Source organism: Flavobacterium poyangense, from assembly GCF_011751075.1.
GTDB classification, from domain to species: Bacteria; Bacteroidota; Bacteroidia; order Flavobacteriales; family Flavobacteriaceae; genus Flavobacterium; species Flavobacterium poyangense.
Genome location: NZ_JAALLN010000016.1, coordinates 1 through 23013, shown reverse-complemented (window position 1 = coordinate 23013; position 23013 = coordinate 1). Strand labels below are relative to the sequence as shown.

Annotated in this window: 20 protein-coding genes and 1 tRNA gene; 8 read left to right on the top strand and 13 right to left on the bottom strand. The window is 31.5% G+C overall.

Translation table 11 applies throughout. From position 1 onward, the window contains the following. The first annotated feature begins 1 nt into the window (after window position 1). Window positions 2–2332, top strand: coding sequence for an antiviral reverse transcriptase Drt3b (gene drt3b, locus G3A47_RS18460; protein WP_166925039.1), 2331 nt, complete (start codon window positions 2–4; stop codon window positions 2330–2332). A gap of 200 nt (window positions 2333–2532) precedes the next feature. Here drt3b and G3A47_RS18455 read toward each other — a convergent pair whose 3' ends face one another. Then, window positions 2533–3111 carry a hypothetical protein gene (locus G3A47_RS18455; protein WP_166925037.1) on the bottom strand — a complete coding sequence of 193 codons (579 nt, stop codon included), beginning with the start codon at window positions 3109–3111 and terminating at the stop codon, window positions 2533–2535. Window positions 3112–3253: 142 nt separating this feature from the next. Continuing rightward, on the bottom strand, window positions 3254–3490 hold the full coding sequence (locus G3A47_RS18450; protein WP_243860508.1) for a helix-turn-helix domain-containing protein: 237 nt from the start codon (window positions 3488–3490) through the stop codon (window positions 3254–3256). 122 nt (window positions 3491–3612) lie between these two features. Here G3A47_RS18450 and G3A47_RS18445 point away from each other — a divergent pair, with 122 nt between their 5' ends. From G3A47_RS18445 to G3A47_RS18430, 4 genes are all read left to right on the top strand, one after another. Next, window positions 3613–4446 (top strand): hypothetical protein, encoded by an 834-nt coding sequence (locus tag G3A47_RS18445; protein WP_166925035.1) that lies wholly within the window; start codon window positions 3613–3615, stop codon window positions 4444–4446. A 78-nt stretch (window positions 4447–4524) separates the two neighbouring features. After that, on the top strand, window positions 4525–4950 hold the full coding sequence (locus G3A47_RS18440; RefSeq protein ID WP_166925033.1) for a hypothetical protein: 426 nt from the start codon (window positions 4525–4527) through the stop codon (window positions 4948–4950). Between the two features lie 77 nt (window positions 4951–5027). Further along, window positions 5028–5327 (top strand): hypothetical protein, encoded by a 300-nt coding sequence (locus G3A47_RS18435; RefSeq protein ID WP_166925031.1) that lies wholly within the window; start codon window positions 5028–5030, stop codon window positions 5325–5327. Window positions 5328–5578: 251 nt separating this feature from the next. Beyond that, window positions 5579–6133, top strand: a complete 555-nt coding sequence (locus G3A47_RS18430; protein ID WP_166925029.1) for a hypothetical protein — start codon at window positions 5579–5581, stop codon at window positions 6131–6133. Window positions 6134–6303: 170 nt separating this feature from the next. Here G3A47_RS18430 and G3A47_RS18425 read toward each other — a convergent pair whose 3' ends face one another. The 4 genes from G3A47_RS18425 to G3A47_RS18410 all read right to left on the bottom strand — a co-directional run bounded on the left by G3A47_RS18425 (window position 6304) and on the right by G3A47_RS18410 (window position 9559). Then, window positions 6304–6789 (bottom strand): hypothetical protein, encoded by a 486-nt coding sequence (locus G3A47_RS18425; protein WP_166925027.1) that lies wholly within the window; start codon window positions 6787–6789, stop codon window positions 6304–6306. Window positions 6790–6925: 136 nt separating this feature from the next. Then, on the bottom strand, window positions 6926–7078 hold the full coding sequence (locus G3A47_RS18420; protein WP_166925026.1) for a hypothetical protein: 153 nt from the start codon (window positions 7076–7078) through the stop codon (window positions 6926–6928). Between the two features lie 180 nt (window positions 7079–7258). Further along, the gene (locus G3A47_RS18415) at window positions 7259–7540 is read right to left on the bottom strand and encodes a hypothetical protein (RefSeq protein WP_166925024.1); all 282 of its coding nucleotides are present in this window, start codon (window positions 7538–7540) and stop codon (window positions 7259–7261) included. A 435-nt stretch (window positions 7541–7975) separates the two neighbouring features. Beyond that, the gene (locus G3A47_RS18410) at window positions 7976–9559 is read right to left on the bottom strand and encodes a tyrosine-type recombinase/integrase (protein WP_166925022.1); all 1584 of its coding nucleotides are present in this window, start codon (window positions 9557–9559) and stop codon (window positions 7976–7978) included. Window positions 9560–9724: 165 nt separating this feature from the next. Between G3A47_RS18410 and ettA the strand changes: the two genes are divergently transcribed. Continuing rightward, a complete protein-coding gene (gene ettA, locus G3A47_RS18405) occupies window positions 9725–11419 on the top strand; it encodes an energy-dependent translational throttle protein EttA (RefSeq protein ID WP_166925020.1) in 1695 nt (564 codons plus the stop codon). A 182-nt stretch (window positions 11420–11601) separates the two neighbouring features. Here the strand turns inward: ettA and recQ are convergent, their stop codons facing one another. The 5 genes from recQ to aroB all read right to left on the bottom strand — a co-directional run bounded on the left by recQ (window position 11602) and on the right by aroB (window position 18102). Next, the gene (gene recQ / locus G3A47_RS18400) at window positions 11602–13716 is read right to left on the bottom strand and encodes a DNA helicase RecQ (protein ID WP_166925018.1); all 2115 of its coding nucleotides are present in this window, start codon (window positions 13714–13716) and stop codon (window positions 11602–11604) included. 126 nt (window positions 13717–13842) lie between these two features. Beyond that, on the bottom strand, window positions 13843–14247 hold the full coding sequence (locus G3A47_RS18395) for a DNA primase (protein WP_166925016.1): 405 nt from the start codon (window positions 14245–14247) through the stop codon (window positions 13843–13845). A gap of 8 nt (window positions 14248–14255) precedes the next feature. Then, on the bottom strand, window positions 14256–15224 hold the full coding sequence (locus G3A47_RS18390; protein WP_068840722.1) for a deoxyhypusine synthase family protein: 969 nt from the start codon (window positions 15222–15224) through the stop codon (window positions 14256–14258). Between the two features lie 107 nt (window positions 15225–15331). After that, entirely contained in the window at window positions 15332–16735 is a 1404-nt protein-coding gene (locus tag G3A47_RS18385; protein ID WP_166925014.1) for a type III PLP-dependent enzyme domain-containing protein, read from the bottom strand. 299 nt (window positions 16736–17034) lie between these two features. Beyond that, on the bottom strand, window positions 17035–18102 hold the full coding sequence (aroB, locus tag G3A47_RS18380; RefSeq protein WP_166925012.1) for a 3-dehydroquinate synthase: 1068 nt from the start codon (window positions 18100–18102) through the stop codon (window positions 17035–17037). 91 nt (window positions 18103–18193) lie between these two features. Here aroB and G3A47_RS18375 point away from each other — a divergent pair, with 91 nt between their 5' ends. Further along, entirely contained in the window at window positions 18194–19363 is a 1170-nt protein-coding gene (locus G3A47_RS18375; protein ID WP_166925010.1) for a proline dehydrogenase family protein, read from the top strand. A gap of 174 nt (window positions 19364–19537) precedes the next feature. Here the strand turns inward: G3A47_RS18375 and G3A47_RS18370 are convergent, their stop codons facing one another. Then, window positions 19538–20851: a porin family protein gene (locus tag G3A47_RS18370; RefSeq protein WP_166925008.1), complete on the bottom strand. Its 1314-nt coding sequence runs from the start codon at window positions 20849–20851 to the stop codon at window positions 19538–19540. Window positions 20852–20889: 38 nt separating this feature from the next. Then, complete coding sequence (locus tag G3A47_RS18365; protein ID WP_166925006.1) at window positions 20890–22674, bottom strand: ABC transporter ATP-binding protein; 1785 nt, start codon at window positions 22672–22674, stop codon at window positions 20890–20892. Between the two features lie 263 nt (window positions 22675–22937). Between G3A47_RS18365 and G3A47_RS18360 the strand changes: the two genes are divergently transcribed. Beyond that, window positions 22938–23012, top strand: a tRNA-Val gene (locus G3A47_RS18360). Window position 23013 lies beyond the last annotated feature (1 nt).

The window sequence follows — 23013 nt, the reverse complement described above, 5'->3', positions numbered from 1 at the left end:
TATGAGGAAAAAGATACCTATAATAGATTGTAAGGAACGAGTTGTTCTGTCTGATGTTTTGCCATATGAAACTCCACTTTTGTTTTCAAATAGATACTTTTATAAATATTTATTGAAACGACAAAGAAGTATTAAAAATCCTGATTATAAAAGTAAACAAAACAAAGCTTTTACAGAGATTGAAGGGATTTTGTTTCGTCCTGAAGAAGCAACACGACCTTTTATATTTAATATAAGTCATAAAATAAATGACTTTAGAAAGTTAAGTCTAATTCATCCCAATAACCAAGTTAAAGTTTTAGAGTTTTATGATAAATATAGAAGTCTAATGCTCTACTATTGTTCAATTAGTCCATTTTCGATTAGAAAGCCTGCTCGTATTGCCAAATTTACATTTTATAATGATTTGCTACACAAAAAAAATAAAGATGGTGATTTAGAACATTCTCAAATTGAACAGGATGAAAGTGAATATGAAAATTTAAAATCATATTTTACTTATCAGAAATATAGCAATATTCATAAATTTTTCGAATCATATCAGTTTCATAGATGCGAAAAAAAGTATAAAAAACTTTTGAAAATTGATATATCTAAATGTTTTGATAGTGTTTATACACATACTATTTCTTGGGCAATCTTTAATAAATCAATTGTTAAAGATAATGTTCAACATTCACTAGATACTTTTCCTGGTGAGTTTGATAATTTAATGCAGAAATTAAATGCAAATGAAACTAACGGTATTGTAATTGGGCCCGAATTATCTCGAATTTTCGCAGAATTAATCCTTCAACAAATCGATAAAAACATATATGACAAACTAAAGATTGAGGATGAAAATTGTAAAAATCTAATTCATAAAATCGATTATGAAATCTTTAGATATGTAGATGATTACTTTATCTTCTATAATGATGATACAGATTCGAAAAGAATATTAAAGGAATTCAAACTCTCTCTTGGTGAATATAAAATGTATATAAATGAAAATAAGTCAGTTGTTTACGAGAAACCCATAATAACAGAGATAAGTTTAGCGAAACAAAAGATTAGCGATTTGTTTAATGAGCATTTGAAGTTAAAAGAGAATAAGAAAACAGATGAAAATGAAGAAAAAAGTTCCGAAATATACTTTTCATCAAATAATGTAATTACAAGGTTTAAGTCGATTATAAAAGAAACTGGAGTAGAATATAAAGACATAATGAATTATAGTCTTGCAGTGTTAGATAAAAAAACTGCAAAACTTATAAATAAATTCAAAAAAGAGAAAAATGACAATCTAGAACTAAGCGAGAAGGAATTCGAGAAAGGATTTTTAGAAATTTTAGATGTTGCATTTTTCTTATATTCAGTATCACCACGGGTTAATTCAACAATTAAACTATGTCTAATAGTTGATAAAATAATATGTTTTTTAAAGAGAAATAAAACTAATGAATATATCGAACCTTTTTCATCTAATTACAAACACAACATTTTTAAAAAAATTTCTGATGAAATCTTTTTAATACTTCAAAAAAATAAAACAAGTAAAGAAACCCAAGTTGAAACATTATATCTATTAATTGCATTAAGTCAACTTGGTAGAGAATACAGATTAAATGTAAAAGTTCTATGTTCATATTTCAATATAAAAATTCATTCAGACAACACTTTTGAAATCGTTCATCCACTTAATTATTTTTCTATAACAGTTCTTTTGTTTTATATTAAAAATGTTCATGAGTATAATCAAATTAAATTGATACTCAAACAATATATTTTAGGAAAATTCAGGAATGCTATTATCGATAAAAAATGGAAAAATGACACAGAGTTGATATTGCTATTAATGGATGTTTTGAGCTGTCCTTATTTGAATAATACGATAGAACGAATTGAGAAAGAAAATTTATTTCTAGAAATTGAAGAGTTAGAAAAAGCAGTATTAAAAACGACAACTAACGCAGGTTTGATTAAACATATGTCAAATATTGATAAAACACTAAAAAGAATTAACTCACTCAATTCGATGAAATATTTGGAAAGAAAAATATTAAAAAAACTTTCATCATTGGTAGAAAATTATCTTACAGAATTGCAAAAAAACTGTCCATCTGATGTTTACATTTTAGAAGATAAATTAATTAAATTTATTATATATTTGAAAAATAATTTTAGTGTTCATATTGATAAATATAAGTTCAAAAAAGAATTATTGACTTTAGTAGGTATTGATTCAAATCAAGAAAATCTAATTAAACAAGAAAAATTTTGGTTTATCAAGTGGACTGAATTTGATTTTAGAATGGAATTGCAAGCGAAAAGAAGTCAAGAAGTTTATTGAAAATATTGCTACCACCGACAGCCAGTAATGGCACCACACACAAGTAGCGTCTACTAAACTCTAAAGTTGAGTTTTGTAGAGTTAAATAAGTAGTCTATGTCGGGGACTACTTTTTTAGATTATTTTTTTGCTTTTTATACGAGTTTCATAATTGAATTAAATATTGTTAGATTAAATTAATTTTTTATTTATAGTCTTTATTATTTACTTTTTAAGTATTCTATAAATCCACAATCTTCAAGAATAGCGTCAATTTCAGATTTAGATAATTTTCGATTTTCTTTCTCAAATAATGCTTCAGCTAAAATAGTAGTAGCATTCCATATAGTTTCATCTGCAAATAATGTCATTGTTGTATGCATCATTTTCGGTATAAAGTTCGCTTTATGATTTCGATCAATTTGAGAAAGTAAAAAATCAATATTTTCAATTCGAACCAAATCAGGACCAGCAATTTCTACGTCCATTTCGTCTCCAGAAATTCCGTTATTTAAATAAATTGATTCTGCAATTGAACCAGCTACCAATACTAAGCTAGACTTGAATGCAACTTCCGGACAATTTAGCTTTACACTTTGTGGTAAATCATTAAATATTTCTGGATCATTTTTACAATTTGTTATTGCTGCAATCGTCAATAAATCATTCCCATAATTAAATCTAGTTTTTCCATCCCCATTTGATAGTATTTCTGTTTCTTCACAAGAGTAATCATTAAGAAATCCCATGATAATATGACCACTTTCGTGATGGGCAGTTTTTTTATAAATTTCTGTCATTTTTAGATGTTGATTTGAGATTATAGTTATGTGCTGTAGCTTTTAATAGTTGTACCTCTTATTCAGTTCACTTTATTTATTTAGTTCAGTTGTATTTAAATTTTTATCAAAGTGCATTTGAATAATTTTTTTTGCCAAACATTCAAATGTCATTTTCAAATCCAAACATTAAAGATGTTTCTATTCCTAAGCCAATTGCCAAGGATTTAATAGTGCATATAGTTGGATTTATCACACCTCTCTCAATTCTAGTAATCTGAGGCAATGAAACTTCTGCCAAGTTAGCAAGTTCTTCTTGGGACATACCTTTTTCTTCTCGCATCTTTTTTAGATGTTTCCCAAATTTAGTTAAATACTCTTGGTCTTTAGTGTAAATCAATTATAAGGAATTTTTTATATGTAAAATTCCTCTAATCATTTATGATTTAACTAATCATACATGATTAGTTAAATGTTTTTTTATATTTTTACAGCAGTGAAGTTATATAAATTATTAACTCGATGGAGTCCAGAAACCATATAAACGGAGCGTATCCGAAAAGCTTTAGAGTAGGAAAAATTAATCATCAAAACGGAATGAAAAAAAACAATTTAATGCTAATTATAATTAGTGGAATATTACTAATTTCTTGTGGAGGAAAAAATGACAATAACGAATCAAAGGAAAAAACGGAACAAGTAGCAATAACTGAAACAGTAACTAATCCTGAATGTCAATGTTCAGATTTAAATTTGGAAAATAATTTACTTAATGGAATTCCTCGAAAATTAAAAGACATTCGAAAAAAAGGGGCAAATGAATTATATACAGGAACTTGTATTGAAAAAGACCAATACGATTCTATTATTAGAAAAGTAGATGTTAAAAATGGCTGGGTAAATAGAGAGATTTTAAGAAAGAAATTAGAAAAGAGTAAATCTTACATTATAATGAGTGATTTTACATTTGAAGATGCCATAAAAAATAGTGGATGGACTATTAGTATTAGTCAATTATCTGAAAAAGACGAAAGTATTAGCTGTAATTATGTGAGTAAATATGAGGAAATGAAAAGTGGAAAAATAATCAATAATTGGGCAATAGATATAAAAAATTTCGACTTTGATTATAATGTAAACGATGTTGTTTATGGTATTTATTCAATAAAATTCGAGCCTTCTCGTAAAGATGGTTTAGATGACAAAAACTGGAAACCTAAATCAATGTCGAATGCTGAATCTGACAGACCAAATGATGGTGGACCTTGGATAATGAAAAATGTCTCGTCAACCCAATATTCGCAAACATTAGAAGGATTAAAAAAAGAAATTTCTCATTTTAATTATTGGAAATAATTTATCAATTAAAACAAAAAGAGAGTTAAGAAACTTTCAAAACTGGTTAGAACTAAAAGTCAAATAATTTAAAAAAAAATGAAAAAAATATTTATATCAATTTTAATATTAGTTTTTAATTTCGGTTATTCACAATTAAACGGTGTTTATAAAAGTAAAGATGGTTTATACAAACTTAAAATTTCAAATTATTCAAAACAAAAACAGTCATTTAATTTCGTTTGGGAGGGAATGGATCCGGATGATTTATGTAGTTGTGGAGGTCAAGGAATTGCCAAAGAAGATAATGAAGATCCGAAAAATGGAGAATTCTTTCTAACGGAAGATGACCCTCAAGGTGGATATAATTATATACTACAGTTTAATGTTAAACCTAATAATATTTTAAACGTTAAAGTTGTTGGTAATATTGATATGTTATGGGGTTGTGGTAACGGATGTCATATTGGAAATGAAATTTTTTATAAAATAGTTCCAAAAAAGTCCGTTTCAAAAAAGAAATGATTAAGCAGTTTGAACTTTAAATAACGAAATGCAAAAACTTGTCTTAGGGCAAGTTTTTAAGTTTTATATATATCATAATGAAACTAAAACAATACAAAATTCAAGACAATGATATAGTAATTATTGGCAGAGGTAAAACGATAAAACCTCAACAACTAAACAAAATATTATTTTGTTTTGATACTCAAAAAATTACTAAAGATTTTGAAACCAATAAAATTGAAAATTACTTATTGAATAATTGGGAGGTTGTGTATTATTTTGTAGTTTTTAACTCAGTCCTTACGTTTTCTATTGATGAATATGTAACAGTGTTCAATTTGCTAAAATCTATCGTTAGGGACGATAAAATTAAAAAAGTTCTTCAAACCCAGTAAAACCGTTTTTCTTTATTAAAATTAAAAATAACTTTTTTTTATTTCAGTATTCATCAAGGGTCAAAATTTTCCAAATTTTTTTTCATTTTTTATTTATTTTTTTCGTTTTACTTTTGTAGAAGAAAATAAAAACATATTTCTGATTTTTAGTTTTTGTGTCTAATGTCAGTATTTTACCTGTTTTAATGTTTGGAAGCTTGCTTTTATAAGAGTGAACTTTGTTGTTTAGAAATTACTAATTATAAAATATAATGAAACAAATAAAAATACATAATGAAGTTTACAGTTTAAGCGATGATGTATCAGATGGAGAGATAAAATTAATGGTTGGAGAAGTTTTGCTTTTCAAAAAATATAAAGGGTATAATCTAATTGATGTATTCGAGAGTATTGATTTGTCCCCTGAAATGATTGGATTAGATGGTAATGAGATTTATGAATCTCTTGATAGCGAGTATGTTGGGGATGATGGAGAACCGTTGACTTACGAAGAGTTTTTAGAAGCAGAACTGAGAGATACTTCTTTAAACTTTTTAGAAGAAATTTTAATTCAAGCAAATAAAAGTAGAGATTCTCTTGGTGATTCCGAAAATAGAGTTATAGAAGGAGAAGTTTCGATGTATATGCTTGTCAGATTTTACACTATTGATGAATATGACGAATATGATGACGAAATTATAGAGAATATTAAAATGATAAAATCTATTGTTAATGATGAAGAATCTTTAAGATATCTTGATTTGATAGATCTTGAAAATACTTACGAAGGTGTTTTTTATGTAATGCAGTTATCTACATATTATTAAAAAAAAATAAACACTACCATTTAATATCAAACTGACAAAATAGATAATTAAACTAAATTATGGAAGCTTTGCCTTACTTCATTTTTGTGTTTTTAATTTATTTTACTGTTTTTGTTTATTAGTAGTGTTTGTTAATCATTTTTTTTTTTGATTAATAATAAATGTTTTTGTTATATCGATATTTTATAGTTGTAATTATTGTTAGTGAGTAAATCTTTTTGTTTAATTATATAATTAACATAGTTGTTTTTGTCATCTCTCTTAGTAATATCCTCAATATGGATATTTGGATTTTTAAATGTTGTTTGAATGTAGTGATCCAAATGTTGAAGTGAAATAGTGGTTTCTAAAACTATATGAGTATGAACTTCGCAGTTGTCAGGAATTTGATTTCCCATTGAAACCTTAGTTGGATATTCTATAACAAAAAGATAATTTAATTTTTCAAATGAATTCTTATAATCTTTGTTGATTTGATTGAAAAGTTTATTGGTTAGAAAAAACCTTAGTTCTTCAGTTGTTTTACAACCTGTATTAGTTATTGTTATAGAATAAATAGGATTGTTTTGAGAGATTATTTTATTAAAACTATATCTTATATCATCGACAATCATTTGGGGTGTTTTGAAAGTGTTTTTCTTTTTTAGTATAGTCATTCTTAATTTTAATTTTTTTATATAATTCAACCAAGTACAGATAAAAGATTTTATCCGTACCGGTTAATTTATTATGGTTTGCTTTTTATTGCTGTCTATTCAATTTTATTCCAGAGTGTGAGAACTCATTAATATTTTAATTTAATCTTTCTATTTTTATTCTTAATTCTTCAATTTGGATTTTAATCCTTAATCTCTCTCTTTTTTTAGGATCTTTTTCAAATTTTAGTTTAAAATTTCCAATTTCAATATTTGTTTGGCATTTTTTAATTTTATCATTATCAATCATATAGATTTATTTATTTTTTCTATAAGAATAATTTCCATCAATTCGAATACTGTTTCTTCTGGATATAAATACAAGTTCTTATATTTAATAATTTCGGTTTGTTGTTTTTTCATTTCCCTTTGTACTTTTGAACGCGGAACATTTAATATGTGTTTAATAGTTTCTATATCATATAGTATTTTATCGTCTTTTATAAATTTTATCATTTCTCTTTCTCCAGTAATTTTTTTCTACCTCTCTATACTCTTTCAAAAGGTCGTCAACGTTTTCATCGTCATCTAGTTCGTTATCATCTTGTGCTTCAATTTCATCCTCATAGTTTAAAATGTCGTCAATATTGTCAATCACTTTTTTATTAGGTTTTTTTGTTTCTTCTGCTTCTGGAAGTTTTTGAATTTCTTTATCGTATTTTTCTACAATGAATTTTAAAAACTGAGTATGAAGGTGTTTTTTGATTTTCATATTATAATTATTTTTTTTTCTTTGAATAAAAACAAAACGTTTCAATCCATATACTATATATGAAAAAAATGGACGATGTTTTTTTAAAGATGGATTTTTTAAAGATAGAATGATACAAAACAGAGAAAGAAAAACATTGTATATAATTGTATATACAATTTAAACAGATTAGAAAACGAATGATAAGTAATAACTGTTTACCTCTAAGGAGTATGAAATGATAGGAACAGAAAAATAATTATATAATATTATAAATTTTATAATTTTTGCAGTACTATTCAATTAAATTGTTTAGCAAAGATTTTTTTTTGAGTTGATTCAATAAGAATTATATATAAAATGGAAATTCCATTCTTAAAAAGAATGGAATTTTTTATAGGCACTTTTTGCCAATATTGCTTATGCTTGTTATGTGTCTTCAGGGCTGTTGAAGTGTTAAATAATCTTTTGAATTACCAATCCAGCCGCATCGCTAGCATCCCTATCAACACCTCGTTTAATGTAATTTTGAGTAGTTTTTAACTCGGTGTGAGCAAGTGCGTTACTAATTTTATAGACATCAACATTTTCTTTCAAAAGAATTGAAACGAAAGTATTTCTAGCAACGTGTGAACTTAATTTAATAACATATTTCCATCTGTCTTTTGTTTTGATTGAAATATGATTGTTATAAATTTCTGTTATTTTATAAAGACTTAAATTATAAGTATTTCTAATCACTCTATATTTTTGAAATTGCGCATATGTTAAAACATCACCTTTCTTGTAATCTTTAAAAAAAGGGACAGATTTTTTATGTAACTGGTTTAAAAATACAAATTCATTATCATCTTGCTTATTAATAACTTCCTGCATATATTCTAAAAAAATATTATTAATATCTTCGATTGTTTCGATCCTTAAATCAATGATTTGTTTTATATTAAAATCTCCTATTTTAATAGTATAACCTTTGTATCCTTCATATATAGTACTATTAGAAGGAAAACCAATTTGAGGACAACTTTCAATTATTTTTTCTTCTAATTGTTGTACAGTAAATTGACCTTGGCCTAAAATACTTCTTTCTGAAACTTTTATTGTCTCTATCATTTCGTTGTATTTGCCAATCTCACCTAATATTTCAGCAAGTATCAACATTATTTTCAGACCTATGGCAATCTTTAAATGAGTATTAGTCTTCATCATTTTATAAGATAGTCTTCCATTTTTAAAATCACCATATCTAATAAAAACAACATCAGAACATCGCATCCCATTACCCAAAATTTGAAAATAGAATATATTTCTTGCTATTCTCAATTTATTATCTAATTCTAACTCCATTAATGCTTGAACTTGGTTTATTGTTAATGGATTTTTTTCGATTTTATCACCTGATTCATTTTTGATTAATGAGAAAGGATTTCGAGAAAAAATAAAATATCCTGTATTATAAGCATCATGATAGACAGATTTAATAACTTTAAAATAGTTTCTTACTCCATTTTCTGTAAGTTTTCTTGGATCAGAAACAGACAAGCAGTAATTTTTAAACTTTACAAAAAACTCAGGAGTTAATTCATCAAAATATAAATCATCCTTTCCCAATTTGGTTAGGTACTTTTTTAATTTTCTCAACACATTTAATACTGAATATCTATGTCCTTCTGTTTTTTTGAGAGCCATTCTTTCCTCAAAATATGAAATAAAAGATAATCTTTCACTTGTATTTTTTTCAGTTTTTAATATTTCGGGTAATGGAACAAGAAGTTTGTCTTTTTGTTTTGTTTTCTCAATAGGAATATTATTTATAAACTTATAAACTCCATCTTTGATTTGGGTATTTATACTGTTATAATCAAATTCTTTATTAGGTTCGAAAAGCTGAAACTTACTATTAAAGTAATCTTTAAAATGTTCAACTTTAACTTTGATCCCTAAACTCTTTTTTTTCTTCCCACCGTCAAAAGATTGTATGCTAATTATTCCAAATTCATCATTTGAATTCTTTTTATTTAAAACTATCTTTGTTGCCATATATTTAAACTTTTATCGGGTATAAACATACAACTATTATATTGGTTTAATTGTAAAAGTGGGAATAAAAAGTGGGAAGTTTTAGTGTTTATAGTAGAATAATCGCATAATGAATAATTTATAAAATATTAAAAATCAATTAATTAACAAAAATAAAAAAATTATATGTCAGACGATAAGAAAGTAATTTTCTCCATGTCAAAGTTGAGTAAAACCTACTCAAGCAGCGACAAACAAGTACTAAAAAATATTTATTTAAGCTTTTTCTACGGAGCAAAAATTGGTATTTTAGGTTTAAACGGTTCCGGAAAATCTTCACTTTTGAAGATTATCGCAGGAGTTGACAAAAATTATCAGGGAGATGTAGTTTTTGCTCCCGGGTATACGGTTGGTTATTTAGAGCAAGAACCGCAATTAGATGATACTAAAACTGTTATTGATATTGTTCGTGAAGGAGTTGCCGAAACTATGGCCGTTTTAGAAGAATACAATAGCATCAACGATTTATTTGCTCTTCCGGAAAATTATGAAGATGCAGATAAGATGGACAAATTAATGGACCGTCAAGCGGCTTTACAAGATAGAATTGATGCCCTTGGAGCTTGGGAAATTGATACCAAATTAGAAATCGCAATGGATGCTTTACGTACTCCGGACGGAGATACGCCAATTAAAAACCTTTCTGGAGGTGAGCGTCGTCGTGTAGCTTTATGTCGTTTGTTATTGCAACAACCTGACGTATTGTTATTAGATGAGCCTACCAACCACTTAGATGCAGAAAGTGTACTTTGGTTAGAGCAACATTTAGCTCAATATGCCGGAACTGTTATTGCGGTAACGCACGATAGATACTTCCTGGATAACGTTGCGGGCTGGATTCTGGAATTAGACAGAGGAGAAGGAATTCCGTGGAAAGGAAACTATTCTTCTTGGTTGGATCAGAAATCTAGCAGAATGGCATTAGAAGAAAAAGTAGCTTCTAAACGTCGTAAAAACTTAGAGCGTGAGTTGGACTGGGTTCGTCAAGGAGCAAAAGGACGTCAGACTAAACAAAAAGCACGTTTACAGAATTACGACAAATTATTAAACGAAGATCAAAAACAACTGGATGAAAATCTGGAAATTTATATCCCAAATGGCCCACGTTTAGGAACAAATGTTATTGAAGCTAAAAATGTAGCCAAAGCTTTTGGAGATAAATTATTGTATGACAATCTAAACTTTACCCTGCCACAAGCCGGAATCGTTGGAATTATCGGACCAAATGGTGCCGGTAAATCTACTATTTTCAGAATGATTATGGGCGAGCAGGAAACAGACAGTGGTGAATTCTCTGTTGGAGAAACTGTAAAAATCGCTTATGTAGATCAATCACACTCTAACATTGATCCAAACAAAACAATCTGGGAAAATTTCTGCGATGGTCAGGAATTAATCATGATGGGCGGACGTCAGGTAAACTCACGTGCTTACCTTAGCCGTTTTAACTTTGGAGGAAGCGATCAGAACAAAAAAGTATCTATGCTATCGGGTGGTGAACGTAACCGTCTACACTTAGCCATGACACTAAAAGAAGAAGGAAACGTACTTTTATTAGATGAGCCTACGAATGATTTAGATGTAAATACACTTCGTGCACTTGAAGAAGGTCTTGAAAACTTTGCTGGTTGTGCGGTAGTAATCTCCCACGACAGATGGTTCTTAGACAGAATTTGTACACACATTCTTGCTTTTGAAGGAGAGTCTGAAGTGTACTATTTTGAAGGAGGTTTCTCTGAATACGAAGAAAACAAAAAGAAACGTTTAGGTGGTGATTTAACTCCAAAACGTTTGAAATACAAAAAATTAATCAGAAACTAATTCTGAGGAGTTTAAATTTCAAAAAATATAAATCCCAAATTCCAATCTTTGTTGATTTGAGTTTGGGATTTTTTTTGATCTTAACATTCAAAAGAAATCCGGCTAAAGCCTTTTTTATTATGAATCAATTCTTATCCTCCAGCTTAAGCTGGAGGCAATTAATATAAGTCCGGATACAAAATTTATTTCTTATTATTTTTCTCAATAACAGCAAGACCCAATCTGATTTTGTCATACGAAAATTCCCCTTCAAAATAATCAAAATAAGGTTTTAGCGCATTTGGATTCATTAATACTGTTTGTGCTTTTTGCAATCGCGCTACTTCTTTAGCAGAAACAAACTGACTTAAATTGACATTGTGTCCATCCACATATAACTTAGCCAAATGTGATACCACTGTAGAAAGTCCTAATTTTCTTTTTGAAGCAATTTCTTGCACAGAAGCTCCATTTTGAAACAATTCTAATGTTACTTTATAGGTATTACTTTCTTTTGTAGTTTTTGTACTTGACTTTTTACTTTTATAAAATTCAATAATGGCATTTATGAACTCCGATCCATACTTTTCAAGTTTCACTTTTCCAACACCATCAATCAGCAGAAACTCTTCATCACTCATCGGACGAACAATTTCCATTTGACGTAAAGCTGCATCACTAAAAATCACGTAAGCCGGAACTTCTTCTTCCTGCGCAATTTCGTAACGCAATCTTCTAAGTTTTTCAAAAAGAGAATTTTTGACAACTGTTGCTTTTTCTTCTTTTACCGCATTTTTGTCGATCACTTTTTTAACAACGGTTGTCAGTTTTACTTTTTCGCCTTCAAACAAAACTTTCTTTGCAAAAGGAGTTAATAAAATTTTATTGTGTTGATGAAATGCTATTTCGCAATATCCCAAATTAATTAGCTGTATTAAATATTGATTCCAATCGTACCACGAAATATCAGCACCGATTCCGTAGGTTTTTAGCATTTGATAATTTTTTTCGTAGATATAGGCATTTTTTGAGCCTCTTAAAAAATCAACTATTACAGCCAAAGGCTCCGATTGCTGTAAGCGAATAATGGCCGACAACGCTTTCTGTGCTAAAATAGTTCCGTCGAAAAAAATGGGAGGTTTTTTACAGATATCACAATTGCCACAATTTTCAGTAACCAATTCTCCAAAGTAAGAAAGCAGAATTTTACGTCTGCAGCTTAATGCATCAGCATATTGTTTCATTCTTTCTAATTTCGCCAATTGCACATCAGCGTTTAGACCTTCGGAAGCAAACTTCTGTAACTGAATTACATCGGCATAACTTTCAAATAAAATAGTTTCAGACGGTAAACCGTCACGCCCGGCACGTCCGATCTCCTGATAATAGCCTTCTATGTTTTTTGGAAGATTATAGTGTACAACCCAACGCACATTTGATTTGTCAATCCCCATTCCGAATGCGATTGTAGCACAAACGACCTGACAATCATCGTTTATAAACTCATCTTGTGTTTTAGCTCGTACTTTATTGTCTAAACCGGCATGGTAGGCTTTAGCTAAAATTCCTTTTTTGCGAAGTTTATCCGCTAACTCTTCAGTTGTTTTTCGACTGAGACAATATACGATCCCGGATTCATTAGGTCGCTTTTCTATGAAATCTGTAATTTGTTTTATACGGTCTAAGGCTGGACGAACTTCAAGACTTAAATTTTTCCTGTCAAAAGAAGCTACAAAGGTTTTTGGATTATTTAATTTTAGTTGTTTTATAATATCCGTACGGGTAGCTTTGTCTGCCGTCGCAGTCAACGCCAAGACTGGAGTAGAAGGGAAGCGGCTCTTCAGATATCCCAGATTAGTATAAGCCGGACGAAAATCATGACCCCAGGAAGAAATACAATGCGCCTCGTCTATGGCGATCAAACTGATGGTGAGTTCATTAAAAACCACATCCAAATAAGACAAACTTTCTGGGGCTATATACACCAGTTTAAATCGGTTTGATTTTAAATTATCGATATAAAACTGCTGTTCTTCAGATGATTGACTACTATTAATATAACAAGCAAAAATACCATTGGCTTTTAAACTGTCAACCTGATCTTTCATCAGAGCAATTAGTGGCGAAATTACAATTGTTATTCCCGGAAGAACTAGCGCCGGCAACTGAAAACAGATTGATTTTCCACCTCCGGTAGGCATGATAGCAAGAGTATCCTGACCGGAAAGCACTGTATTTATAATGGTTTCCTGATTGGGTCTGAATTTTTCAAATCCAAAATTTTCTTTTAGTTTGGCATGTAGTATCTGTGAATTCATCTGGCGCTAGTACTTTAGAATGTTGTAAATATAGTATTTTTCTTTCAAAAATAAATAATTTTAAAAGAGTTTAATAAAAAAAGGAACCCGAATAGAGTTCCTTTAGTTTATTAAGAAAGAGATAAATTAATCCTCATCGTCTTCATCATCGTCATCAGCGATGTCATCTTTATCTTCGTCGTCATCATCGTCATCTCCACCGTCAACATCCGGTTTGTCTTGCGTATCATCGTCGTCGTCGTCATCGATATCATCATCAAGATCAAGACCTTTTACCGGCTCGATTGTGTCAACATCAACATCGATATCATCATCTTCGTCGTAGTTTTCAATTCTATCTGCAAGTTTAGTACTAATTTTAACTAAATAAATAGTGTCTTCTGTACGAACTTCAACTGCTTCGACTAATTCATTTTTAGCATTTCTAAAACGGATAACATCCGAATCATCATAACCATCAGGAAATTTCTCTACCAAAAGGTTTAAAATTTCGTTGGTAAGTTTAGCGTAGTCTACTATAACTCTTTTCATAAATTATCCTATAAATCTAATAAATATGCAAAAATTAACGGAGCAACAATTGTAGCATCCGATTCAATAATAAATTTAGGGGTTTTGATGTCTAACTTACCCCAAGTGATTTTCTCGTTTGGAACAGCTCCAGAATACGAACCATAACTGGTTGTTGAATCTGAAATCTGGCAGAAATAACTCCAAAACGGAACATCGTGCATTTCCATATCCTGGTACAACATTGGCACAACACAGATAGGAAAATCTCCTGCAATACCACCACCAATTTGGAAAAATCCAATTCCGTTAGCGCTATTTTTCGGATACCAGTCAGCAAGGAATGTCATGTATTCAATTCCAGATTTCATGGTAGAAGCCTTTAGGTCACCTTTGATTACATAAGAAGCAAAAATGTTACCCATTGTACTATCTTCCCAACCCGGAACAATGATAGGTAAATTTTTCTCAGCAGCTGCATACATCCAGCTATCTTTTAAATCTATTTCGTAGTATTCTTCTAATACACCTGACAATAACATTTTATACATGAATTCATGCGGAAAATAACGTTCTCCTTTGTCATCTGCATCTTTCCAGATTTTGTAAATGTGTTTTTGCAAACGACGAAATGCTTCGTGTTCAGGAATACAAGTATCAGTAACACGGTTTAATCCTCTTTCCAGCAATGCCCATTCGTCTTCCGGTGTTAAATCACGGTAATTAGGTACTCTTTCGTAATGCGAATGAGCCACTAAATTCATGATGTCTTCTTCCAGATTGGCTCCGGTACATGAAATAATTTGTACTTTATCTTGTCTGATTATTTCGGCAAAAATTTTACCAATTTCTGCTGTACTCATAGCGCCAGCCATACTCACCATCATCTTAGCTCCATTTGCTAATTGTTGTTCGTATGCTTTTGCAGCATCAACTAAAGAAGCAGAATTAAAGTGCAAATAATGTTTTTCAATAAACTGACTGATTGGTCCTTTCATTTTCTTGTTTTTTTTATTTTTTTGTTTTGAATTAAAAGTTTAACCTTTTAGATGATACTGCAAATTAATAATTTTAAAGATATTAAATCATCAATTTGCAGCTTTTTTTATATTTTTTTAGAATACCCCAGTATCTTCAATACATCATCAGAAGTTTGTTGTTCTGAGAAAACTTCAGTAGCCAAAATTCCGTTTTCATCCCGATCAATAAGGATATGTTTTGGCTGTGGAATAAGGCAGTGGTGCAAACCTCCATAACCTCCAATAGTTTCCTGATACGCACCAGTATTAAAGAAACCGATATACAATGGTTTTTCTTTGTTGTATTTAGGTAAATAAATAGCATTCATATTTTGCTCAGAGTTGTAATAATCATCGCTATCACAAGTTAAACCTCCTAACAGTACCCGCTCATAAGTATCATTCCAACGGTTTACTGCCAGCATAATAAAACGTTTGTTTATCGCCCAGGTATCCGGCAAAGTGGTAATGAATGAAGAATCAATCATATTCCATTTTTCCCTGTCATTTTGTTGCTTTTGATATAGAATCTGATAGATAGCGCCACCGCTTTCTCCCACTGTAAATGATCCAAATTCAGTAAAAATATTAGGTACATCTACTTCAGCTTCGTCACAGGCAATTTTAATCTGATTGATAATTTCATCAATCATATATTGATAATCGTATTCAAAGGCAAGTGAATTTTTAATAGGGAATCCACCACCAATGTTCAGGCCATCAAGGCTAGGACACTCTCTTTTTAGTGCAATGTATACTTTGATACATTTTACTAACTCATTCCAGTAATAAGCAGTATCGTTTATTCCTGTATTAATGAAAAAGTGAAGCATTTTCAGCTCTAATTTATCATTCTCCTGAATTTGCTTCTTATAAAAAGAAACAATGTTTTTATATCCGATCCCTAATCTTGAAGTATAAAACTCAAATTTAGGCTCTTCTTCGGCAGCAATACGGATTCCGATTTTGAATTTTCCTTTTATTTCACCCTGAAGCAAATCAAGTTCTTCATAATTGTCAATAATTGGAATCGTGTTTTTATGCCCGTTATTGATTAGTCTCGCAATGTTGGTAATGTATTCGTCTCTTTTAAATCCGTTACAGATAACATAGGTACTTTTGTTGATTTTACCATTCTCCAACAAATTCTCCACAATATTCACGTCAAAAGCAGATGATGTTTCGATATGGATATTGTTCTTGAAAGCCTCATTCATGATATACTCAAAATGAGAACTCTTTGTACAATAGCAATAGTAATACTTGGCTTCGTACTTGTTTTTCTCCATCGATTTTCTGAACCAGGACTTAGCCTTATTAATGTTGTTCGAAATCTGTGGCAGATAAGTAAATTTTAATGGAGTACCGTACTGTTCTACCAATTTCATCAAATCGATATTGTGAAATTGTAGGTTGTCTTTGTTTAATTTAAATTCTTCTTGCGGGAAGTAATACGTTTGATTTATTAAGTCCGAATATTTTGTATTCATTTATTTTTTCAATATTTAAGATTGTTTTTTTTTAATTTAGGAAACGATGCTAAATCTAAAATTCAAACTCTAATATTGGCGAATATAATCGGCAGTTTTTCGTGCTCTGCCTTAGAACATAAAAAAACATCAAAACAAAACGGACTCTTGCTATTATAAAAACGATTCAACATCCTTAGCAAGGAACTGTTGAGGCGGTTTCTATAAGAACTAAATTGTCTTTGTTTATTGTTTGTTTTCATCGTGGCAAATGTAAAAAATAAAATACACCTAATGCAATGCTTTTACTTAAAAAAAGTTTAAGATTTATAATCCTGAAACGCGTCTAGAATCAATTTATTTTCAACGGATTGGTTAATTTTTATTTTTCCGATTCCTTCGATTAAGGCAAATTGAATTGTACCGTACTCATTTTTTTTGTCGTGAATAAGCAATTCAAGGATCGGTTCGATGTCATTATCGTCAAACTTTACATCGTCATAAATGCTTTGGATAGCCGTTTTAATTTCGGCATATTCCTGCGCAGTGATTAAGTTTTTTTGCAATGAAATATAACTTTCCAAGATCATTCCTACCGCAATTGCTTCACCGTGCAGTAACGTTTTCTTTGTTTCGCTTTCTAAAAAGTAACTTTCAATAGCGTGACCTAAAGTATGACCAAAGTTTAACGCTTTACGAATGTTTTTTTCCGTTGGGTCTTGTATTACGATTTCATTTTTAATTTCGACAGAACGATAAATCAATTCATCAAAATCAGCATAGTCAATTGATTTCAGATCCAAAAATTGTCTCCAATACGGCGCATCGTAAATCAAGCCGTGTTTTAGCATTTCAGCCAGACCGGAACGCATTTCGCTTTGCGGTAAAGTTTCCAGATACTGCGTATCAATCAATACCATCTGAGGCACGTTAATAACACCTATCTGATTTTTTAAATTCCCTAAATCAACTCCGGTTTTTCCTCCAACAGAAGCATCAACCATAGATAATAAGGTAGTCGGTATATTAATAAAGTCAACTCCACGTTTGAAAGTTGAAGCCACAAAACCTCCCAAATCGGTTACAACACCACCACCCAAATTAATTACAAGTGATTTTCTATCTGCACCAAGCTCAGTTAAAACATTCCAGATTTCGATGCAGGTTTCAATATTTTTATTGATCTCACCGGCTTCAAATTCAATAATTTCTATTGTCAGATCCGTCTCAAGTAATGGCAAAAATTTAGATAAACAATGCTCATTTGTTTGATTATCGACTACAATAAACAGGTTTGAATATTTATTTTCTCTTAAATGTGCATTTAGAGCTTCGTATGCATTTTGGTTAAAATGTACCAGATAATTATTGGCTTGAATGGATTGCATAATTCTTTAGTTAATTGAAAGCGCAAAATAAGGCATTTTTAAGTAAATAATATTGAAACTCTGTCTATATTTGCACAAATAAATAACCTAAATGGAAAAAATATTCGATAACACTCAGGTTGCATTTTCGTTAAAAAGCGATACTGAACTTGACAGAGCTTATTTTCTTTTTAAAATGATCGACAGTGAACCCTTGGTGAGGATAGGAACTGCTGTTACTAATTTTGCTATTAAAGCACATTTGCCAGTAGAAGGACTAATCCGTGCAACTGTTTTTGACCATTTTTGCGGTGGTATAAACGAAGACGACTGCATTACTGTAGTAGACAAAATGTTTACCAAAGGCGTTTCATCTGTTTTAGATTATTCAGTTGAAGGAAAAGAAGAAGAAGAGCAGTTTGATGCTGCTTTAGAAATGACTTTAAAAACGATTGAATTTGCTAAAGAACGTTTAGCAATTCCGTTTGCTGTTTTTAAACCTACCGGTTTAGGTCGTTTTGAACTTTATGAAAAACTAGGAGAACAACAGACTTTGTCTCCTGCAGAACAAGCAGAATGGGATAGAGTAGTAGCCCGTTTTGATAAGGTTTGCAGTGAAGCACATAAAAAAGATGTTGCCTTATTAATTGACGGTGAAGAAAGCTGGATGCAGGATGCTGCAGACGAGCTGGTAACCGACATGATGCGTAAGTACAACAAAGACAAAGCAATTGTTTTCAACACCTTACAGATGTACCGTTGGGATCGTTTGGACTATTTGAAAAAATTGCATGATATTGCCAAAAAAGAAGGTTTCTATATCGGAATGAAACTGGTTCGTGGCGCTTATATGGAAAAAGAAAATAAGAGAGCCGAAGAAAAAAATTACGTTTCTCCAATTTGCGTTTCTAAAGAAGCAACAGATGTTAACTATGATGCAGCAGTGCATTATATGTTAGAACATTTAGATACAATGTCCATCTTTGCAGGAACTCACAACGAATTGAGTTCTTATAAATTAATGGAAATGATGCAGGGCAAAGGAATCGCCAAAAACGATAACAGAATCTGGTTCGGACAGTTATACGGAATGAGCGATAATATTAGCTACAACTTAGCCGAAAACGGTTATAATGTTGCTAAATATTTGCCTTTTGGGCCTGTAAAAGATGTTATGCCATACTTGATTCGTCGTGCCGAAGAGAATACTTCTGTAGCAGGACAAACAAGTCGTGAATTATCTATGATTAAAGCAGAACGCAAGAGAAGAAAAGGGAAATAGTTTTATCTCAGATTTTAGATTATATAGAAAAAGCTCTAGTTTACACTAGAGCTTTTTTATTGGTTTCTATTTCTCGCGAAGTCGCAAAAGCGCAAAGTTTTCTTTTTTTTTTCTAAAGTTTTAAAACCTCTTTTGCTTTGCGCTTTTGCGTCTTTGCGTGAAAATTTAACCTTTTTAAAAAGAGACCTGACATTGCAGTACTACTGTTCCTAAACGATCGCTTTGAGTATATTTTCCCAGTAAGGTTTTATCATAAACCGCTCTGTTTTGGTAATTTAAACTAAATTTTGGACCAAAAGTACCTGTGGTATAGTAATTAGCTCCAATTTCATACATCGTCATTGGCGTGTCTAAAGCTTCTAAAGCAGCAATCTGTGTGGCAAGATAAGGCTGAAAACGGCCTTTTTTAGACTCGTTAGAAGATTTAGCAAACAAATATCCTAGTTGCGCATAATAAATATTCCCTGTTCCAACACCAATAAAACCGGCGCCTGAGCCATTTATAAGCGTGTTATCTCCTACAGCAGGATTAGGAACTGAAACAGCCTGAATGTAATTTTTACCATAATTATTGTTGTTGTATGACGCATAAGCCGTAATAGCTGCTCCTTTGTCATTAATCGGGCTGTCATGAAAGACATCAAAACCTAAGATTCTCATATCATCGTAAGCAACTTTAGCATCCGGTGTCAAGTGCCACATGGCTTTGGCCTGCGTCATATAACCCAATGCTATATTGAATACTTTTTTAGTCCCCAGGTAGGTTCCTTTGTGATAAGGATCTTCCAGAGATTCTTTCTCTAAAAAGGAATAGGTTAAAATACCGGCATACTGTGCACGTGGTGTTTCAGTGCTTAATGTAGAATTTAGACCTATAGCATTATTTGTATTTCGATACGGATTTGTAATCGCTACTCTATAATTAAAGTCGCCTAAATCTCCTTTAGCATAAATACTTAGATTTCTGTTTCCGAAAGTAGAGGAAGTATTAGCAAACTGTTGGTACATTGGCGTATCCAATGTCAACTGCGCTGCCGAACTATTGGCAGAATACCTTGTCGTTCCTGCTCCCCAGGCGGTTAAACCACCTCCAATATGAAGTTTATCATTAAAATGATATTCTCCAACTGCATCCATAATAGAAAGCGGCGCATTTGAAGGGCCTGAATTTTGCTGAAAATTGATATTATTTTGTCCTAATTGCAAATGAAAGAAAATATTCTCGGTCAACATTCCCATTGCTTGTAAACGCAAACGTCTAATTACAACATCATAAGCTTCATCTACTTCATTTGTTCCTATTTTACTGCCGGGATTGAGTTCAGAATAGCGCCCCCAGACCTGGAGATTCATTCCGAATTTGATGTATTGCGAACCATCCGGTTTCAAATTAATCACATTAAAAGGCTTTTCTTGTCCGATAGCACTAAATAGGTTTAGCAATAGTAGTGCTGCCACTACAATGCTTTTCTGCATAGAATTTTTCATTACAAAAGGCGTTTAAATTATTTAAAGTTTTACATTAATTAAGAGTTACTAAATTGTAGATTGCTAAGATTTTTATAAATTCCGTTCTCAAGATTTATCAGTTCCTGATGTGTTCCTTCTTCCGTTATCTTTCCATTGTCTAAAACCAAGATTTTATCAGCGCTTCTAATTGTAGAAAGACGATGTGCAATAATAATACTGGTTCTTCCTTCCATCAGAATTTCTAATGCTTCCTGGACTAATTTTTCGCTTTCACTATCTAAAGAAGAGGTAGCTTCATCTAAAATCAGAATACTTGGATTTTTAAGCAAAGCTCTCGCAATTGCAATACGCTGGCGCTGACCTCCTGACAATTTCACTCCACGTTCTCCCACCAAAGTTTCGAATTTCTCCGGAAAACCATTCACAAAGTTGAATGCGTTTGCCTGTTTGGCTGCTTCAATAATTTCTTCCTCTGTCGCATCGGGCTTTCCGTAGGCGATATTTTCTTTGATTGTTCCACCAAACAGAATTACATCCTGAGGAACAATACTCATGTTACCACGAAGATTATCGAGATCATACTCATAGATGCTTTTTCCGTCAACCGTAATTTCTCCCGAAGTAATATCGTAAAAGCGCAATAACAGAGACGAAATAGTCGATTTTCCGGCACCACTAGGTCCCACAATTGCAATTTTTTGACCAAATTCGGCTGTGAAATTTACATTTTTAAGAACTTCAATTTCTTTACGGGAAGGATAGCTAAAGGCAACATTAGTAAAGGCTACATTCCCTTTTATTTTTTCATGCGCATTGCTAGCTTCAAGGTTAATTTCCTCCGGAGTTTCCTCCAACAATTCAAAAACCCTTTCGGTAGCACCAATTGCTTTTTGAATCTGAGCATATAATTCGGCTATTCCTCCAAAAGAGGCGCCCACAAAAGTCGAATACAATACAAATGAAATCAATTGCCCAACACTCATTTCTCCGGCAATACTCAAACGTACCCCGTACCAAACGACCGCCACGATAGCACCAAACAAACAGAAAATGATAAAAGAAGCAAAATAACCACGGTATTTACCGCCTTTAATCGCCAGTTTAACCACTTCGTTTATTTTGCCTTTGTATCTTGCAATTTCATACCATTCGTTGGCAAAAGCTTTTACAATACTAATTCCCTGCATGGTTTCTTCGACAATCACCTGACTCTCTGCCACCTGATCTTGTACTTGCTTGGAATATCTTCTAATAAATCTTCCGAAGATTACTGCAGCAGTAGCCACCAAGGGCACAACAGAAAGCATTAGTAAAGTAAGTTTAAAACTTTCTGTAGCCAATAAAATCACACCTCCAATAATTAAAATAAACTGGCGTAAAAATTCCGCTATGGTACTCGTTAAAGTATCCTGAATCTGCGTAATATCAGCACTAATACGGCTGTTTAATTCTCCAACTCTTTTTTGAGAAAAGAAGCTCATAGGCAGCTTAACTAAATTGGTGTATAAAGCCAAACGTAGCGTTGCCAACGTATTTTCAGTAAAATTGATAAATAAGGACAATCTGAAAAAGGAGAAAAAGGCCTGAAGGAACAAAATCGCGATCAATGCCATGGCAATTTTATTGGTTTCGCTGTTGTCTTTGTTTTTAACACAGTCTACTAACATCCCCATTAACTTAGGAAAGGCGAGGGCAGTAGCTCCTGTAAGCAACAGGAAGAACAAACCAACGTAAAATTTCCATTGGTGTTTTCCGGCGTATTTGAATATTAGTTTTGCTTTATTGAGAGAAGTAGCGGTAATTTTTGATTTTGGCAAATCATTTTCTTTATATCTGGCCATTTTAGTATACAATTAAGATATACAAAGGTATGATTATAGCGACCGAAAGCAAAGTTATATTCTAAACTTGGCTATTTTGTGATTTTTTTAACGAAACCTAAAAAACACACAGTTCTTCACTTCAAACTAAATTACTGTGAAAGAGCAGGCTAAAGAAAAGAATCAAAAAATATTTCATTTTTTTTACAAATACGCTTGCAAATACAAAATCTAGCTGTATATTTGCACTCGCAATCACAATACGGTTGCAACCTAGTAAAATAGGGCGATTAGCTCAGCTGGTTCAGAGCACCTCGTTTACACCGAGGGGGTCGGGGGTTCGAACCCCTCATCGCCCAC